This is a genomic window from Candidatus Mancarchaeum acidiphilum (genome assembly GCF_002214165.1).
Classification (GTDB): Archaea; Micrarchaeota; Micrarchaeia; order Micrarchaeales; family Micrarchaeaceae; genus Mancarchaeum; species Mancarchaeum acidiphilum.
Genome location: NZ_CP019964.1, coordinates 335027 through 350236, shown reverse-complemented (window position 1 = coordinate 350236; position 15210 = coordinate 335027). Strand labels below are relative to the sequence as shown.

General features: G+C 40.6%; 17 protein-coding genes. 3 read left to right on the top strand and 14 right to left on the bottom strand.

All coding sequences use genetic code 11. The annotated features are described in order from the left end of the window. Positions 1–37: 37 nt before the first annotated feature. The gene (locus tag Mia14_RS01900; protein WP_198539390.1) at positions 38–2647 is read left to right on the top strand and encodes a M1 family metallopeptidase; all 2610 of its coding nucleotides are present in this window, start codon (positions 38–40) and stop codon (positions 2645–2647) included. A gap of 64 nt (positions 2648–2711) precedes the next feature. Here Mia14_RS01900 and Mia14_RS05135 read toward each other — a convergent pair whose 3' ends face one another. Together Mia14_RS05135 and Mia14_RS01895 are read right to left on the bottom strand one after the other, a co-directional pair. After that, positions 2712–2888, bottom strand: a complete 177-nt coding sequence (locus tag Mia14_RS05135) for a hypothetical protein (RefSeq protein ID WP_157891431.1) — start codon at positions 2886–2888, stop codon at positions 2712–2714. Between the two features lie 66 nt (positions 2889–2954). Beyond that, positions 2955–3272, bottom strand: a complete 318-nt coding sequence (locus tag Mia14_RS01895) for a nucleoside triphosphate pyrophosphohydrolase family protein (RefSeq protein WP_088819871.1) — start codon at positions 3270–3272, stop codon at positions 2955–2957. Between the two features lie 131 nt (positions 3273–3403). On the opposite strand from Mia14_RS01895, the gene Mia14_RS01890 reads away from it, so the two are divergent. After that, complete coding sequence (locus Mia14_RS01890; protein WP_157891430.1) at positions 3404–3856, top strand: FKBP-type peptidyl-prolyl cis-trans isomerase; 453 nt, start codon at positions 3404–3406, stop codon at positions 3854–3856. Positions 3857–3897: 41 nt separating this feature from the next. Here Mia14_RS01890 and Mia14_RS01885 read toward each other — a convergent pair whose 3' ends face one another. The 12 genes from Mia14_RS01885 to Mia14_RS01830 form a co-directional block, all read right to left on the bottom strand. Then, a complete protein-coding gene (locus Mia14_RS01885; RefSeq protein ID WP_088819869.1) occupies positions 3898–4803 on the bottom strand; it encodes a hypothetical protein in 906 nt (301 codons plus the stop codon). Between the two features lie 173 nt (positions 4804–4976). After that, positions 4977–6209, bottom strand: coding sequence for a translation initiation factor IF-2 subunit gamma (locus tag Mia14_RS01880; protein ID WP_088819868.1), 1233 nt, complete (start codon positions 6207–6209; stop codon positions 4977–4979). An 11-nt stretch (positions 6210–6220) separates the two neighbouring features. Further along, positions 6221–6625 carry a S6e family ribosomal protein gene (locus Mia14_RS01875; RefSeq protein ID WP_088819867.1) on the bottom strand — a complete coding sequence of 135 codons (405 nt, stop codon included), beginning with the start codon at positions 6623–6625 and terminating at the stop codon, positions 6221–6223. A gap of 170 nt (positions 6626–6795) precedes the next feature. Beyond that, positions 6796–7926, bottom strand: coding sequence for an NFACT family protein (locus tag Mia14_RS01870; protein WP_088819866.1), 1131 nt, complete (start codon positions 7924–7926; stop codon positions 6796–6798). A gap of 5 nt (positions 7927–7931) precedes the next feature. Next, positions 7932–8738 (bottom strand): phosphoglycerol geranylgeranyltransferase, encoded by an 807-nt coding sequence (locus Mia14_RS01865; RefSeq protein WP_088819865.1) that lies wholly within the window; start codon positions 8736–8738, stop codon positions 7932–7934. 20 nt (positions 8739–8758) lie between these two features. Then, the gene (locus Mia14_RS01860; protein ID WP_088819864.1) at positions 8759–9820 is read right to left on the bottom strand and encodes an NAD-dependent epimerase/dehydratase family protein; all 1062 of its coding nucleotides are present in this window, start codon (positions 9818–9820) and stop codon (positions 8759–8761) included. Continuing rightward, the gene (locus tag Mia14_RS01855) at positions 9786–10697 is read right to left on the bottom strand and encodes a hypothetical protein (protein ID WP_088819863.1); all 912 of its coding nucleotides are present in this window, start codon (positions 10695–10697) and stop codon (positions 9786–9788) included. Before Mia14_RS01855 ends, Mia14_RS01860 begins: the two co-directional genes overlap by 35 nt. A gap of 303 nt (positions 10698–11000) precedes the next feature. Beyond that, a complete protein-coding gene (locus Mia14_RS01850) occupies positions 11001–12422 on the bottom strand; it encodes a hypothetical protein (RefSeq protein ID WP_088819862.1) in 1422 nt (473 codons plus the stop codon). A gap of 103 nt (positions 12423–12525) precedes the next feature. Beyond that, a complete protein-coding gene (locus tag Mia14_RS01845) occupies positions 12526–13197 on the bottom strand; it encodes an endonuclease III domain-containing protein (protein ID WP_088819861.1) in 672 nt (223 codons plus the stop codon). A gap of 188 nt (positions 13198–13385) precedes the next feature. Continuing rightward, positions 13386–13736, bottom strand: a complete 351-nt coding sequence (locus Mia14_RS01840) for a rhodanese-like domain-containing protein (protein ID WP_088819860.1) — start codon at positions 13734–13736, stop codon at positions 13386–13388. Between the two features lie 22 nt (positions 13737–13758). Then, positions 13759–14226 (bottom strand): 50S ribosomal protein L11, encoded by a 468-nt coding sequence (locus tag Mia14_RS01835; protein WP_088819859.1) that lies wholly within the window; start codon positions 14224–14226, stop codon positions 13759–13761. Positions 14227–14248: 22 nt separating this feature from the next. After that, a complete protein-coding gene (locus tag Mia14_RS01830) occupies positions 14249–14698 on the bottom strand; it encodes a transcription elongation factor Spt5 (RefSeq protein WP_157891429.1) in 450 nt (149 codons plus the stop codon). Between the two features lie 164 nt (positions 14699–14862). Here Mia14_RS01830 and Mia14_RS01825 point away from each other — a divergent pair, with 164 nt between their 5' ends. Continuing rightward, positions 14863–15210: an ASCH domain-containing protein gene (locus tag Mia14_RS01825; RefSeq protein WP_088819857.1), complete on the top strand. Its 348-nt coding sequence runs from the start codon at positions 14863–14865 to the stop codon at positions 15208–15210.

The window sequence follows — 15210 nt, the reverse complement described above, 5'->3', positions numbered from 1 at the left end:
TAAATCTTTTGCCTGTTATATATAAATGATGAGTGGTATGGCAGAAGTAACCAATTTATTGACCGGAAGTATAAAACCCATAAATTATAAACTTGTTTTTAAGCCGGATTTCAATAAATTTACTTATATGGGGGATGAGGAAATAGAGGTAAACATTTCCAAATCTACTGATAGAATAGCGGTTAATTGCAGGGAGATTGCAATCAAAGAAGCTATGGTTGAATCCGGAAAAAAATCCTACAGCGTAAAATTGAAATACAATAAGCTAAATGAGACTGTAGAACTGGGACTACCAAAAAAAATCAAGGGAGGCGCGGTAATAAAGATCAAATTCATAGGATCAAACAATGACAAAATGTATGGATTTTATAGGAGCTCTTATACTTATAATGGAAGGCAGGAGTATATGCTTTCTTCGCAATTTGAGGCAGGCGATGCAAGGGCAGCATTCCCTTGCTTTGATCAGCCAGACATGAAAGCTACCTTTGACATATCATTCCTTATACCTAAAGAATTTGATGCTATTTCAAATATGCCACAGAAATCGGTAGTTAATAAGGGAGCAAACAAGATTGTATCATTCAGGAGGACACCATTAATGTCAACTTACCTTGTCTATTTAGGGGTGGGAAAATTTGATTACGTGAATGGCAGCCTTGGCGACCTGCCTATAAGAGTTGTCACGCAGAAGGGAAAGAAGCCATATGCTTCTATGGCTCTCGAGTACTGCAGGAAATTCGTTGATTTCTACGCAAATTACTTTGGCATTCCTTACCCTATGCCAAAGCTTGACCTTATAACAGTACCAGACTTCTCTGCGGGCGCAATGGAGAATTGGGGGGCAATAACTTTCAGGGACACTGTTATATTTGGGGATGAAAATTCATCAGCGGTAACAAAGGAGCGCATATCAATCACAGTGGCACATGAATTGGCACACCAGTGGTTTGGGGACCTTGTTACTATGAAATGGTGGGACGATTTATGGCTAAACGAAAGCTTTGCCACGTTCATGAGTTATAAGGCTGTATCGGCAACAATAAAGTCTATAGGCGCTGAAGACCAATTTTATGAGAATGAATTTAAAAACGCAATGTACTATGACCAATTCAGGGCAACACACCCGATCAGCGTAAAGGTAAGCAGCCCGGGGCAGATAAGCTCCCTGTTTGATTCTATAAGCTATGAGAAGGGGGCGAGCGTTTTGGCTATGCTTGAGAACTACTTGGGGGAAAAGCATTTCAGGGAGGGGCTTCATAATTACCTTAACTCATTTAAATATTCAAACGCCGCCAAAGAAGACCTTTGGAAGTCTCTTGAAGATGAATCAGGTAAAAGGGGCAGTTCAAAGGAAGTCAAGGAAATGATGAAATCGTGGATAACAAAAGCGGGTTATCCCGAAGTGATTGTAGGTCCTGCAAGCTTATCCTCAGAGAGCAATGAAACACTCATAAGGGTGTCCCAAAAGCGGTTCATAATGGCTGGCAGCCATGATTCAAATAGCAAAGGCACTTGGAAAATTCCTATCAAATATGCTTTAGTAGACAAGAAAAAAACCTCAGAATCATTATTCATACTCGATAGAAAGGAAGGAAGCTTAAAGGCAATTGGTATAGGTGCCATAAAATTAAATTTCGGGCAAAAGGGCATATACCGGGTTTATTATGAAGGCGAACTTCTATCAAGGATAGGTGAATTAATAAGAAACAAGGAATTAAGTGATATTGACGCTTGGGGGGTATTGGATGACCTTTACAATTATGTCCGCGCTGGCAGTATAAAACTGAATATCTATCTGCACTTCATAGAGCGGTATGCAATGGATGTTGGATATCCGGCAAATAACCGCATAATAGATTCCTTGAACAGCCTGTACACTGTTCTTTACGCGGACAACGGAGCCGATGATGTGAGGGTGCTGCTTTTGGACTACCTAAAGAAGCAGTTCAAGAGGTATAGTTGGGATTACACACCTACCAATAATACAGATGAGATTTTTAAGCTGAACGTGATATGCAATCTTGGGATGCTTGGATATGCTCCTGTTGTAAAGAAGGCCAGAGCTTATTACAAGGATTTACTTAAAGGGAAATTGGGAGGTCTTCACGGGAACTTGACTTTTGCGGTATATTCCACAGTTGCCTTCAATGGAGGGAAAAAGGAATTTGATGAAATGCTTGGGATGTATCTAAGGGAAAAAGTGACTGAGGAGAAATTCAAGATGCTTGTTTCGTTGGGCTTGTTTAAGGATATTTCCCTGCAGGAGAAGGCACTTTCAATATCTTACTCTAATAATGTTAGGCTGCAGGATTCATTGCAGATACCCCAGGTAATTTCTGGCAATATAACCTCAAATTCACTCAAGCATTTCATAGCCAACCCCTATGGCAAAAAGATAATATGGAGGTGGATCAAGGAGAATTGGAGCATTATAAGAAATGCTTATCCGGAAAATTCCTCTTATTGGAGCGGGCTTCTCAAGGTGCTGGAAACAGTTTCAGATCCTATAGTGCTTGAAGATGTTGTCGACTTCTTCAGGACCAACAAGCCTTCCGATGTGATGAGGCCACAGCTAGCAAAATCTGTAGAATTCATGAAGGCAAACATAAAGCTGTTCAATGAATATAGGGCAAAGGATACGCATTGAGCAGAATGTTGTATACGTCCTTGTAGCTGCAATAGGCAGGCAATTGTGCTGTTGTCCGGATGCGCTATGCCTTATGGCTCACACTTATTACGAATTTATATATTTGCTTATCCTCCTCCAGTATTATACTCTCTACATTGTACTTCTTGAGGACATTGGCAAGCCCTTTGTATTCCGCATCCGTGAGCTGTGCCTTGACTTCTATCTCATACGTAAGCTTATTAATCTCTTTACCTTCCATATCCGGCCACCTATCGAATATGGAAAATAAATTGAATTTAAACTTTTTGTGCAATTCATTATTTTATTATCTTTCATCCCCATTGCCGCTTATCTTTCCCTCTTCCATCCTCTTGTTAAGCTTCTCGAGGTTATAGTTGGCAATCTCCTCCAGGCTGTATCCAATCTCCTCTGATACGGATGCAACATACCACAGTATGTCCCCAAGCTCTCCTTTTATCCCTTCCTTGTCGAGATTATTGTCCCTTGCTATCTTCTTGACCTTGTTAGCAAGTTCTCCTGCCTCTCCGCATAGCCCTAATGTGGAATAATATATTCCTCCATCCAGTTTTTCCGGATACATCTTTGTCCTCCTGCTTGCCTTCTGGTACTCATTGAGATCCATAACATCACTGATAATATTTTTATTTTAAGCAATAAATACGCTTGCATTGGCAGATCTCCTATGCATAGATAAGCTAAAAGATTATAGTCCTAACGTTTTTATTATTTTAGTTAGATATACCTATGATTTTCATGAAAGAGCAAAATTCAAACACAGACCAGAAGCCAACAACAGTTGAAGAAGGAGATGAAGTAGAAGTATATTATACTGGTAAATTGCAGAGCGGCGAAGTCTTTGATTCCAATGAAAAGAGTGAACCTCTTAAATTCAAGGTAGGCTCAGGAGAGATAATAAAGGGATTTGACGATGCGGTAAGAGGCATGAAGGAAGGCGAATCCAAGGATGTCGAGATTGAGCCAAAAGATGCTTATGGAGAGTACAGCAATGATCTTTCAATCAAAGTGCCTCTATCGACGTTTGGGGACAGCAAGCCAGTGAAAGGTATGGGCGTAGAGACAGAAGAAGGACAGCAAGGCATTATAACTGATGTTAATGATACAGAGGCCACGGTTGATTTTAATCCACCCCTGGCAGGAAAGGTCCTGAAGTTCAATATAAAAGTCTCTCAGGTAAAAAAGAATTGAATGGATAAGGCAACATGCCTTAACCTGCCGGAACTTGTTTTTCAAAAATCGTAGATGAACTTGTCGTGCGACTTTATGAAATTGGCAACTTTCTCTGCTATCTCCGGATTCATCCTGCCGCCATAATGCATCTCTCTTGAAAAATTGACATCAAACATTGCTGTCCTGCGGTTTCCCAACTCGCTTATAAAATCATAATCGATGCTATTCCCTTCAAAGTCATCGTGCTCGTCCATATAATATAGGTTCTTTGGCAAATTATTCTTATTTGCATATATCAGATCATCCGAACTCATAAATAGAGTATGGCGATCGGAGAAATCTATGGTTATAATATGCAGCGGGCTTGCATCAAGGAGCTTTCCGTCATCGGTTTCTATCTTGTCGACTGGCACCTTTTCGTTCTTTGTCAATCCAATTAGCTGAATGCTGTCATCGTAGTTGTACTTTAAAACAAGGTACTTTTTCCCTGACAAGCTTATTATCCCTTCATCAAGAATGTATTTGCTTATTGATTCTACCTTTTTGGCTTCCTTAGCAGATAATTCTTCCCTGTTAAGCACCTTGTAGATTATGCCATCGGCTATATCAGAATGCAGATAAAAATACTTTTCTGGGTCGTCCCTGCTATAATAATCATCATATACCCCCATAGACTTAATCACTCCTGTCCGCGCCAGGCTCAAATTTACGTATGGGTTGGATGAAAAGTTCCCCCTCAACAGGTTTTTGTTCCCATTCTGATTCTGGTTCTGTGGCTTTGGCTTTTTATTTACCCTGTTAAGCATCTTTACAAGAAGGTCCATGTTTCTTCCACTATGGCTTACCCTATTGTCAATGCTGTCGCTATCCCTTACATATTCCAGGTTTATTACTTTCATATACGCATCTATGCTTATAGATTTGGAGTACTCTGATTCGTAATTTCTCTCTACACGCTTGTCCATATTAAAGCCTTTTTACATTTATTATAAAAATATAAAAATATTTACTACTTATCTGCAGAAATGAGAATGAAATGTTATTTTGCAAAGTTTATCCGTTGAGGCCTACAAGTTTTTAAATGGAAAACCAAAAATTGATAGGAATATTCTATCCTAAACTATTCTTATAATGCTTTTCAGTCTTTTGGCTTTTCAAGAGTTGCATAGCCGGTAAGCTTCCATCTTTTGTTTATGTTCCTCATTATGGCTATCTTTTGCCCGCTTTCGGCACACACTGGATGCTTTATTGATATCTCTATGCTGTTCTTTCTTACTTTCTCAACATATCCTACAACGGTCAATGTGCCGATGCTCAATATCACAGGCTCATTCACCGAGAATGCATTATCGTGCATATCGGGCCTGTTTAATGAATGGTAAGCTATATTCATGCTGTTTATCACGGGCGGCAGCTTGTCCGGGAATCCTGCAACGTTTCCCACCAAGCCGTCTGCCTTGGAGAACTGTGGATCCATCAATGTTGATATTCCTATAAGCCCTCCGGGGAGGGCATAGTCAAGCTTATCGCTTCCATTGTCTATCTCCACTATCTTTGTTATTACCGGCTTGTAAACTTCACGCTTCTGGTTAGGGCTTGAAACCTTTATCCCAGGCCTTATCTCTATGGTATCTCCTGGATTAAGCTTTCCCCTTATCAGTGTGCCTCCTATTACCCCGCCTACAAGTTTGTTTATCTTTTTCCCAGGCTTGTTAACGTCAAAGGATCTCGCTATATACATGAACGGGTCTTGGTTCTCGTCAAACTTTGGCTTTGGCATCTCGACTATCTTCTTAAGAAGAACGTCTATGTTTATATTCTTTGTTGAAACTACTGGTATTATGGGGGCGTCCTCTATTATGCTCCCTTTTATGAACTCTTTTATCTGCTTGTAATTTTCCTCCGCAGCCTTCTCCCCCACTATGTCTATTTTGGTCTGGACTATTATTACATCTTTTATCCCTAGCAAGTTGATTATCATCAGGTGCTCTTTTGTCTGAGGCATTGGGCAGGGCTCGTTTGCTGCTATAACAAAAAGCAGTGCATTTATCAGATTTGCACTTGCTATTGCAGTAGCCATCAATGTCTCGTGCCCAGGGGCATCCAGTATTGAGATGCGCATGAAAGGCACTGGCGCATTCTTGCATCCTTCGTACTTGTCGTTTACGGTATATACCTTATTCCCTTTGCTGTCCTCGCACTCGTTTATTATTGTGTCTGCATAGCCCAACCTTATAGTCATATTCCTCTTCAAGCTTTCGCTATCCCTATCTGTCCACTGGTGCGTCAAAGCCTGGACCAACGATGTCTTTCCATGGTCTATATGGCCTAATGTGCCTATATTGATTACGCTATGCTTTATCTGATCCAACAAATCACTTGTTATTTCTTCTCGGCCTCTTTCTCGTTTTCGGCTTTCTCTTTCTTCGGGAACATCTCGCTGATATTCGCATTCCCATAATCTACTATCATCGTGTTGAGCTGCACCACTTTTTCGTTTATGGTATTGCCTGCTACTGTGACCCTTTCGTACTGCCCTTTGTCCTTTCCGGCATTGGCGATCCTGCGCAGAACTCCAACTTTCATTGATCCGCTGACGCTTTTTTCCATCCCAAATCCGCTGTCATCGGAGCCTCCCGTAATCTTCAATTTGCATCCGTTAAGGCCAAACAGTGATCCATCTACTACATCTCCTATCTTGGCCCCTATAAGGGATGCCAATATTTCATCACTTACTTCTTTCTGTGCGGTCAATCCCGTTTTTGGATCTGAATATACTACCTTCATTTTATCACTTGATAAGCTTAATTCCAGTTAGCTTAAAGCATATTTCACTAAATCCCTGCTATTTCATTAGATGCAGGATTAACTTGAATGCAATTAAGCAATTAGCAATCATTATATTATCTTAATAATACTTATAAATGCTTTTCGTTGATGCTGGCTATTTATTGCTGTTATAAATCTACCGTTATCGTTTTATCCTTTAAGTCTATGCCAGTTATATTCAGGTAAGGAAATTTGGATTTCAAATCTTCCAGCGTTATGTGCCTCTGCGAAAGCGCGAATTCAAGCACCTCATTAAGGACCGCCATGTTCTCGAATATTTTCTTCCCTGCCCGCCTGTCATACTCCACTCTCTCCTTCATGCTCTCTATTATCTCCATCTGTTTCCTTACGCTTGATGCAGCCTCTTCTGCCTTCTCATTGACCTTTGGGATTGCCTGTTCCGCACCCTCGCCGTAATTTACATCATCAAGCATTTCGCTTATGCTGCTTTTTGTCTGGGACTTCTTATCTTTGTACTTGATTAAAGGGCATATTGCAAAATCAAGTATCCCGTCAGCTGCATCAAAATATATTATTGGCTGGGGGGTTTGTATTAGATTGGTCTTTAGGTGGATTTTGTCCAATATGCTGGAAAGCATACTCTCATTTATTTCGGACAATTTTGAGTTTGGGTCTGCTCCGCATTCCAGAATGGAATCCTCAATGTAAGGCAGCCCTATGTTTACGTTGGAATTCAGGAACTTTATCAGCTTCTGCGATCCGTCCGCATTGGAGAGAATCTCGTTTAGCATCTGCGGCATCCTTGATTCAATCGCATCCGTTATTGTTATTTTCGCCTTTTCCGGAGGCTTGTAGATTTCATTTACCCGGATTTTCCTGTCCTTGAACTCGTGCTGCTTGTATGCCAATTCTATCTTGGATTGATCATCGGCAACTATCATGTTTCCCTTTGCGAACATCTCTATTATCATATACTTTTTGGTTTCCCCTTTTGCAAACCCTATCTTTATTATCCTGTCATCATTTATCTGCGATATTTCCTCTACATGTGTACCGTTAAGCCTTTTGCGGACTGCCGATTCAAATGTCGATTTATGGTTATCCGCTGATTTTAGATATTTTGTCTTGTTGAAAGAATAGCATAGCTTGCACGATATGTTTACCTTTTCCCCTGTTCTGGAAAGCTTCAGCCTGAATTCATCCTCTGAAACAAGGTAAAATTTGTCTACGAACATGCCTTCTACATTTTTAAGCTCTTCTATAACTGCGGTTATTTCCAAGGTTGATAATTGTCTCATAGGGTTTACTTGCTCGCTTTGAGCTTTTTCTTGCCCTCCTCCTTGACCGTCCTTGAGAATAATTCTATTGTTTTCTTTACGTTTACAGATTTCTCAAATGCTGTTCCTATCTGGACCATATCGGCCCCAGCTTTCAGTATCTTTGAGATGTCAGAATCGCTGATTATGCCGCCGGCAACTATGTAAGGGACATTTATAACGGATTTGACTGCTCTCACCATCTCTTCGGGAACCGGACCTGAATGCTGCATCCTCGGGTTTGATCCTGTATCCGTTATTATAAACCTGTCCCCCAGGTACTGGCCAGCAAGAGCAAGTGCCGCGGCTATGTTCGGCTTTTCCCTTGGCACAAGATTGGCGTCCCCTACCCATCCGACAGTCCCACCCGGTGATACAACGATGTACCCTATTGGCAGCGCTTCTATGTTCATCTGCCTTATCAAAGGTGCAGCAAGCATCTGCGCCTGTGTTATCCAATAAGGATTCCTTGCATTTAACAGCGACATGAAGTAGATTGCATCCGCATATTTGGTTATCGTCGCAATGTTCCCTGGAAAAAGGACGATTGGGGTGTCAACCTTTTCCTTTACCTTCAGTGCAAGGTCATCAAGTATCTCTCCCTGCACTCCAGTGCTTCCCCCAACCACTATAAGGTCCGCACCTCCTTGGCTTATGGAAACCGCAGAGTTTATTGCATCCTTCTCCGATTTATAATCCAGAGGGTCTATTACAGAAAGCAGAAGAGATCCCTGGGTATCCAGTTTTTCATATATGTACTTTTCCACTTTCCCTATCTTGGTTTTAAATTGCATTAACAACACCGTAATTATCATTAAATTTTAAGTACTTCCTTCTTATAGGAATCGATAAGGTTCTTTCCTTCTGTGTATATAGTATCCTTGGGCTGGAATCCCATATCCGCCTTCGCTTTTGATATATCGAGTACCCTATCGCTTGTCAAAAATTCGAATTCGTCCTTATTTATATTCATTATGTGCTTTGCCAAATTTGCCACGGTCCTTGGTATGGTGCGGTTTGAAGGCGGCACGTTTAGCTCTTTCGCGACAAACTCAAAAATGTCCCTAAGAGTGTAAGGGATCCCATCGGATATGTTATAAACGCTATTTTTTGATACGTTTAGCTTCATTGCCAAAATCATCGCTTTGACTGCATCGTCTTGGGATACAAGTATTAGGTGGTTTGTTCCCTTATTCCCTACGTAATAGGCTTTGCCCTTGTGGACTAATGAGAATACCTTGTAGAACGGGCCTTTGTAATCGTAGCCGTAGAATATGCCAAACCTTAATATCGTATAGTTTATGTTTTTATTTGCCTTGCATATTGAAGTTATTACCTGCTCTGCCATAACTTTGCTCTCTGAATAAGGGCTTTTTGGATTGAATTCGGAGCTCTCGGTCAATTTCTCCTCTTTCCTTGTGTAACCGTATACCGTAACGCTTCCGGCGAATATGAACCTAACGCTCTTCTTTGATCCTGATGTAGCTTTTACCAAGGAATTGAGAAGGTTCTCCGTGCCTACCACATTTATGTTAACTAGTTCATTGAAAGTGTACTTGGAATTGTATGTTGCTCCTGCAATGTGGAATACGTTGTCGACACCCTTGCATGCTTCTATCAGGTTCTGCTCGTCTGACTCCCTCTTGAATGTAATATCTGATATATAAGGTATTACGCCGGGAGGCATTTTAAGAAGATCTCCGCTTTCATCGGGTGGATTCCTGAGTATTACACGCACCTCGTGCCCCTCGTTGAGAAGTTCGATTATGAGGTGCTTTCCGACCCCTGAGGTTGACCCAGTAACAAGGTCTACAATCCTTTGCCCAGAATCCTTGCCAGGCTTAGATTTTCTCAATCGGGAGGTCTTTAATGTCATCGTAATCAACCTTTTTGTCTTTTTTATCCAACAGATTTACAGCTATCTCCTTTATACGCCCGCTGGTAAGCTTGTTTATCGCATAAGGTATCCAATCCTTCCCATATGCGGTATAAATGCATAAATTTATGTTGTTCTTTAGCAACATGCTTATCTTCTTGTTGCTGTACCCTAATGGAATCTCAAAAGTTAAATTTCTTTTTATTGCACGATTGGCATTTATGAACTTCTGGACCATCTTTTCATCTTGCATGTAGATGTATATGTTGACCTTCAGCCCTTTAAGCTTTGATACTGCATTTCCGTACTCTGTGAACAGGTCTGTCTTTTTCTTTGGCTTGGTGTCCATGATATCCGCAGGCTTCCTGCTCTCATATGGGATTATTTTTATGTTCTTGACAAGAGGGATGCTCTTAAGAAGCTTCTTTGACTCAAACTTGTCCAGAGGCACTTCTACACCTATCTTGTTGTCTTTTATCGCGCTCGCAAAGTTAATTACGGAATCAATGTCATAGCAGTCCTCGTATTCTATCCAGAGAACATTCTTTGAAGATAAATAGTTCAGCATATCAGGTATCATTTCGTCTATGCCCTGCTTGTCCGGGTATCCTATCTGCGACAACCTTAACGATATGTCAGAGTTTATCCCAAGCCTGAATAGCTCTTTTGTAAGCTGCAAGTATGACGTATAGTTATAATGAAAATTAGGGCTGGCTGAGTTATACCTTGAATCATTCAGAAATGTGAGTGAAGCCCTAAGGCCGTTCTTGTTTATCTGCTTTGCAACTCTTATAGCTGATGCAGCAGTGACTCCGGCTATATGCTTTTTAATTAATTTGTAGACTAATTTTTCAAGCAAACTTTTGTCATCCGCCACCTTATCACGATCTATGCAAAAACATACTGCTATCATCCTTCAAATTTTTAGATAGATAGGTTATAATTGACATTTGAATATTAACCTGTATATTCTTTAGGGCCTTCCACAAAAGAAAACAATCTTGGTTATTTGGTATTTGAGCGCGCTCAAATGTGCTAAGTTATATTTTTCATACAGCTATAAATACTTTTCTTGTCAGCGGTCTACCTTGCAATTGGGCATAGGATTTTTGCATTCCGCGATTTGGTTTCGGCAGATGCTTATTGCCTATACCTCTAAACAGGGTAATAGGGTGCCTTATCATAGGGCAGGTGGCGTGTTGTTTGTCTGTTTTCCGTTCGTTATGCTGTAAAGGTAGTTTCTGAATATATTTTCCCATAGGTCCTTGTCCTTGTTCTCGGAGTAATCTCCGCTTTTCACTGCGTTTTCTACAGCAGTGAGCAGGTTTCTGTCAAAACTTCCATTTGCCGCCTGCCTCTCAATTACCGTTATCGCTACCGCCTTTTTCATAAGCTCTAGCGCCTTGCTGCGCCCGCCACCCTTTGAGACTGCCTCTATATCGCTCTGTTCTATTTTGATGTGCTGCAACCCATCTATTTTGGTTAAACCGCTATTTGCAGCTGCATCAAACTTCTTCTTCTCGGAAGGGTATTGTGTATCGTACCAATTTTGGAATAATGCTTTCCATACATCAAACTTCTGGCCGGATGTCAGGCTCTTGTCTTTTAGGCCTTTTATATAATCTACATTATCTTTCTTTGAAATTTCATTTATCCTGTCCAATGCACCTCCGTTAAGCTTTATGTATTTTATTGTCCCATCATACCATTCACTGTCATTTCCTGTGGTGGTGCCGCTACTATTAGCATTTACTTTGCTTGTATCCGTATTTGTACTTGGGGTGCTTTTACTTTTCGGACCTTTTGCAGGAGCTTGGCTTTCCTTTGGTGAATCCTTTTTATTTCCCATTGCCATATCCTGCGGTATTAACTGATCTGCGTCACTTTTCTTGATATTGTTTAGATACAAAGACGCTTTTGCCGATGATCCTGTCTGGGCCAATACATTATAGGTATTTCTTAATATTTCCACTTCGCTATATAACTTGTAGTATTTGGATATCATATCAGTTAGGGAGTCTACTTTAACCTGGTCCATTTTCTTCAATCCTTCCTCAATCCGGGAATTCACTTTCCTTATGCGGCGGTTCCTCGCGGATATGGCGCTTGCCAGCACACTGCCCACGCCTGCAGGATTTGATTTTTTGACAAGTAAATTAACCTCATTTACATTGCCCAACATATCCACTATCTCATTGAAACCTGACTTTGAGTTTGGCAGATTATTGATTTCATCATATATGCCCCTTATGCTGCTTTTAAGGAATCTCTTGAACTCGCTTGGGTCATTGGTATTATAACCTTTTATGGAATCCTGCAGGTCTTTTATCCCTTCCGCTACCCCTTCCTTGGATTTTGAAATTGCGGATGACTGCATCTTTTCAAGCATGTTCATCGCTTTTTCATACTCCTGCTGGGTCAAGCTTCCAAAGCTGCTTCCAGGCTTATAGCTTGCTATGTTTCCTGAATTGTACTTCAGATCTTTTACAAAATTGCTTATTTCGTTTATTATAGAAGGATAATTTGTTATGGTGGATTTCATCTCGTCCTTGAAATCCTTGAATTCCTTTTCATTTTTAATCATTTTTTTAGTTATACTCATTATAATGCACCTTTACCAATAACAATCAGCTTAATAGATATTTATAGATTTTTATAAGCAAACGAAAATGCTTTAAATTGTAGTATAAGCAGGATGTTTCCACTCATTTGCTTGGATGCACACCATTGTTGTGAATGCTGTAGAGGCATATCCCATTTAATGGGCAATTGGTGCATAACGGCTTCTTCAGGCAGTAATCCTTTCCTAGTTGCACCATCTGCGCGTGGAAATCCTTGTATAATCCTAAATCTTTTTTTATTCCCGATTCTATCTCCTTCTGCAATTCGTCATAGCCTATATTTCTGTATGCCTCCTCCTGCCTATAAACCCTTCCCAATATCCTCCTTGTATACGCATCTACCACAAATACTGGCTTGCCTGACGCATAAAGTATTATCGAGTCCGCTGTCTCCCTTCCTATGCCCTTCATGGAAAGCAGGCTTTCTCTAAGGTTTTTTGCGTCTAAGGAAAGAAAATTTTCGAATCCATCGTAATCTTTTATTATTGCTGAGCATATCTCTTTGAGCCTTATTGCCTTCTGCCTGTAAAAGCCTGCAGGATGCACAAGCTGCTGCAAATAGTCTATATCGCACTCGGATATCTTAGATATATCAAGCATGTGTGCATCTTTTAAGTTGGCAACCGCCTTTTCCACGTTCTTCCATGAGGTCTGCTGGGTCAATATAGCCCCTACAAGAATCTCAAAATCAGAATCTCCTGGCCACCAATTAAGGAACCCGAATCTTTTCTTAAGCAGCCTATATATTGTTTTCATATCCTTCGAGAGGATGAAATCACCTTTAGATACAATAAAATATTCCTCCAATTACTATTATATTGGTTATTGTCCAGCATAATATTGGAGACGTTCGGTTTGCATACATAAATTACATTATGTTCTATACATCCATGATGATTGTATCGTAAACCGGGAGCAATGCCCGAATTACAGATAGTGGTAATTTAGTCCCCCGATTCTTCCTCGAATCCGTTTTTCCTCCAGTTGTCCATGCCTCCTTCCAAATGGTATATTTTCTTGACGCCAAGCCTTACCAGCTCATTTGCAGAAGCCCTGCTCCTGTGCCCTGTCTTGCACACCAGTATTACATTGTCCGGAACACCGAATTTCTCCACAAATCTCTTCTCGCTTCCGTGAGGGTACAATACAGCGCCTTTGATGTGTCCATTCCTGTACTCCCAGTCTGTCCTTACATCAACAAGCATATAGGAATCGCCCTTTATCCTCTCTTTTACCTCTTCTGGAGTAAGGTCTACAAGTTCCTTTGGTGGCACAAAGTAATCCATCATTGACATGATAACACAAACAAAAAAGAGATCAAACCTTTATTTCTCCGGAATCTATTTTCTTTATTACTTCGCGCGGGTCCTGGCCTTCAACCTTCACTCCCATGCTCTTGCAAGTCCCAATTACCTGCTTTAGCTTTTCTTTCTCGGATTTTCCGTAGAGCACGGCGTCTTTTGATTTTGCTATCTTCTTTAACTGCGCAATTGTTATATCTCCAACAGTCTCATCCTTTGTCTTTGCCCCTGAAGTCAGCTTAAGCTCTTTCAATATGATTGCACTTGTAGGTGGAGATCCTACTTCAATCCTGTAATCCTTAGTCACATTGTCGACTATTACGGTTATTGGAACTTTTATTCCCGCATAAGCAGAGGTCTGCTTATTAATCTCCGCGATTATTGCGCCTATATTTACTCCCAATGGACCTAATGCAGGCCCAAAAGGTGGTCCTGCTGTTGCCTTTCCTCCTTCTATTAAACCTGATATTTTTACTTCTGCCATTTATTACACCTTATTAAGTATGTTAGGATTCAGCTGATACATGCTGCACTACCTTAGCCGTATTCATCTTTGTAGTTATAGGTATTGGTACAACAACGTCCATAAGCTCGACTGTTATCTCGCTCTTTACAGTATCGGCCTTTATTACCTTTGCCTTATAGCCTTTGAATGGCCCGGTCGAGAACTCCACTATGTCGCCGACATATATCTCCGCGGCTGTGTTGTTTGCAGCTATCATCTTGTTAAGCTCCTCGCTGCTCAAGGCCTTTGGCAATATGCCTTTCACGTTTCTTTCACGGCTTATAAAACTCCTGGCGGACAATTCGTCCTCCGCTTCCATGATTATATAACCCCTCATGCCTTCTATTATTGCTATTGAGTAAATAGGCAAATCCGACTTTAAGGCCTTATTCTGCAATACACTCGCCACTATCTTTTCTTGGCCTGAGGTCACTTTTACTACGAAATACACGTTAACCACTTTGATTAATTACCTGCCCTTAATAATTGGAAATTTGGATTTAACCTTTATAAATGTTATTATTATTTAGGGGATAAGGAATTGATAAGGATTAGCAGTATAAATATAAATTCTTTTCCAAAGGATTGCTTTTGTTAAAACAGTAAGGTGTCTTTATGATACATGAAATGTCGCTTTATGAGGATCCATTTGAGAAAATTAAGGGTGGAAGGAAATCGATAGAGGTAAGGCTTTATGATGAAAAACGCAGGAAGGTGAATGTAGGGGATGCAATAGTGTTCAGAAAGCTTCCGGATAAATCCGAGTCGCTTAGGGTGGTGGTTGTTGGATATTCTGTATTCGGGTCATTCAGGGACCTGTTCATGAACTTTGACAAATCAAAATTCGGGCATCCTGAAAATATAAGCATAGATGACCAGATTAAATTGTCAAGGCAGTATTATACGGAGGATAAAGAAAAAGAATATGGAGTTATGGGCATACACATAAAGCTTGCAGATTGA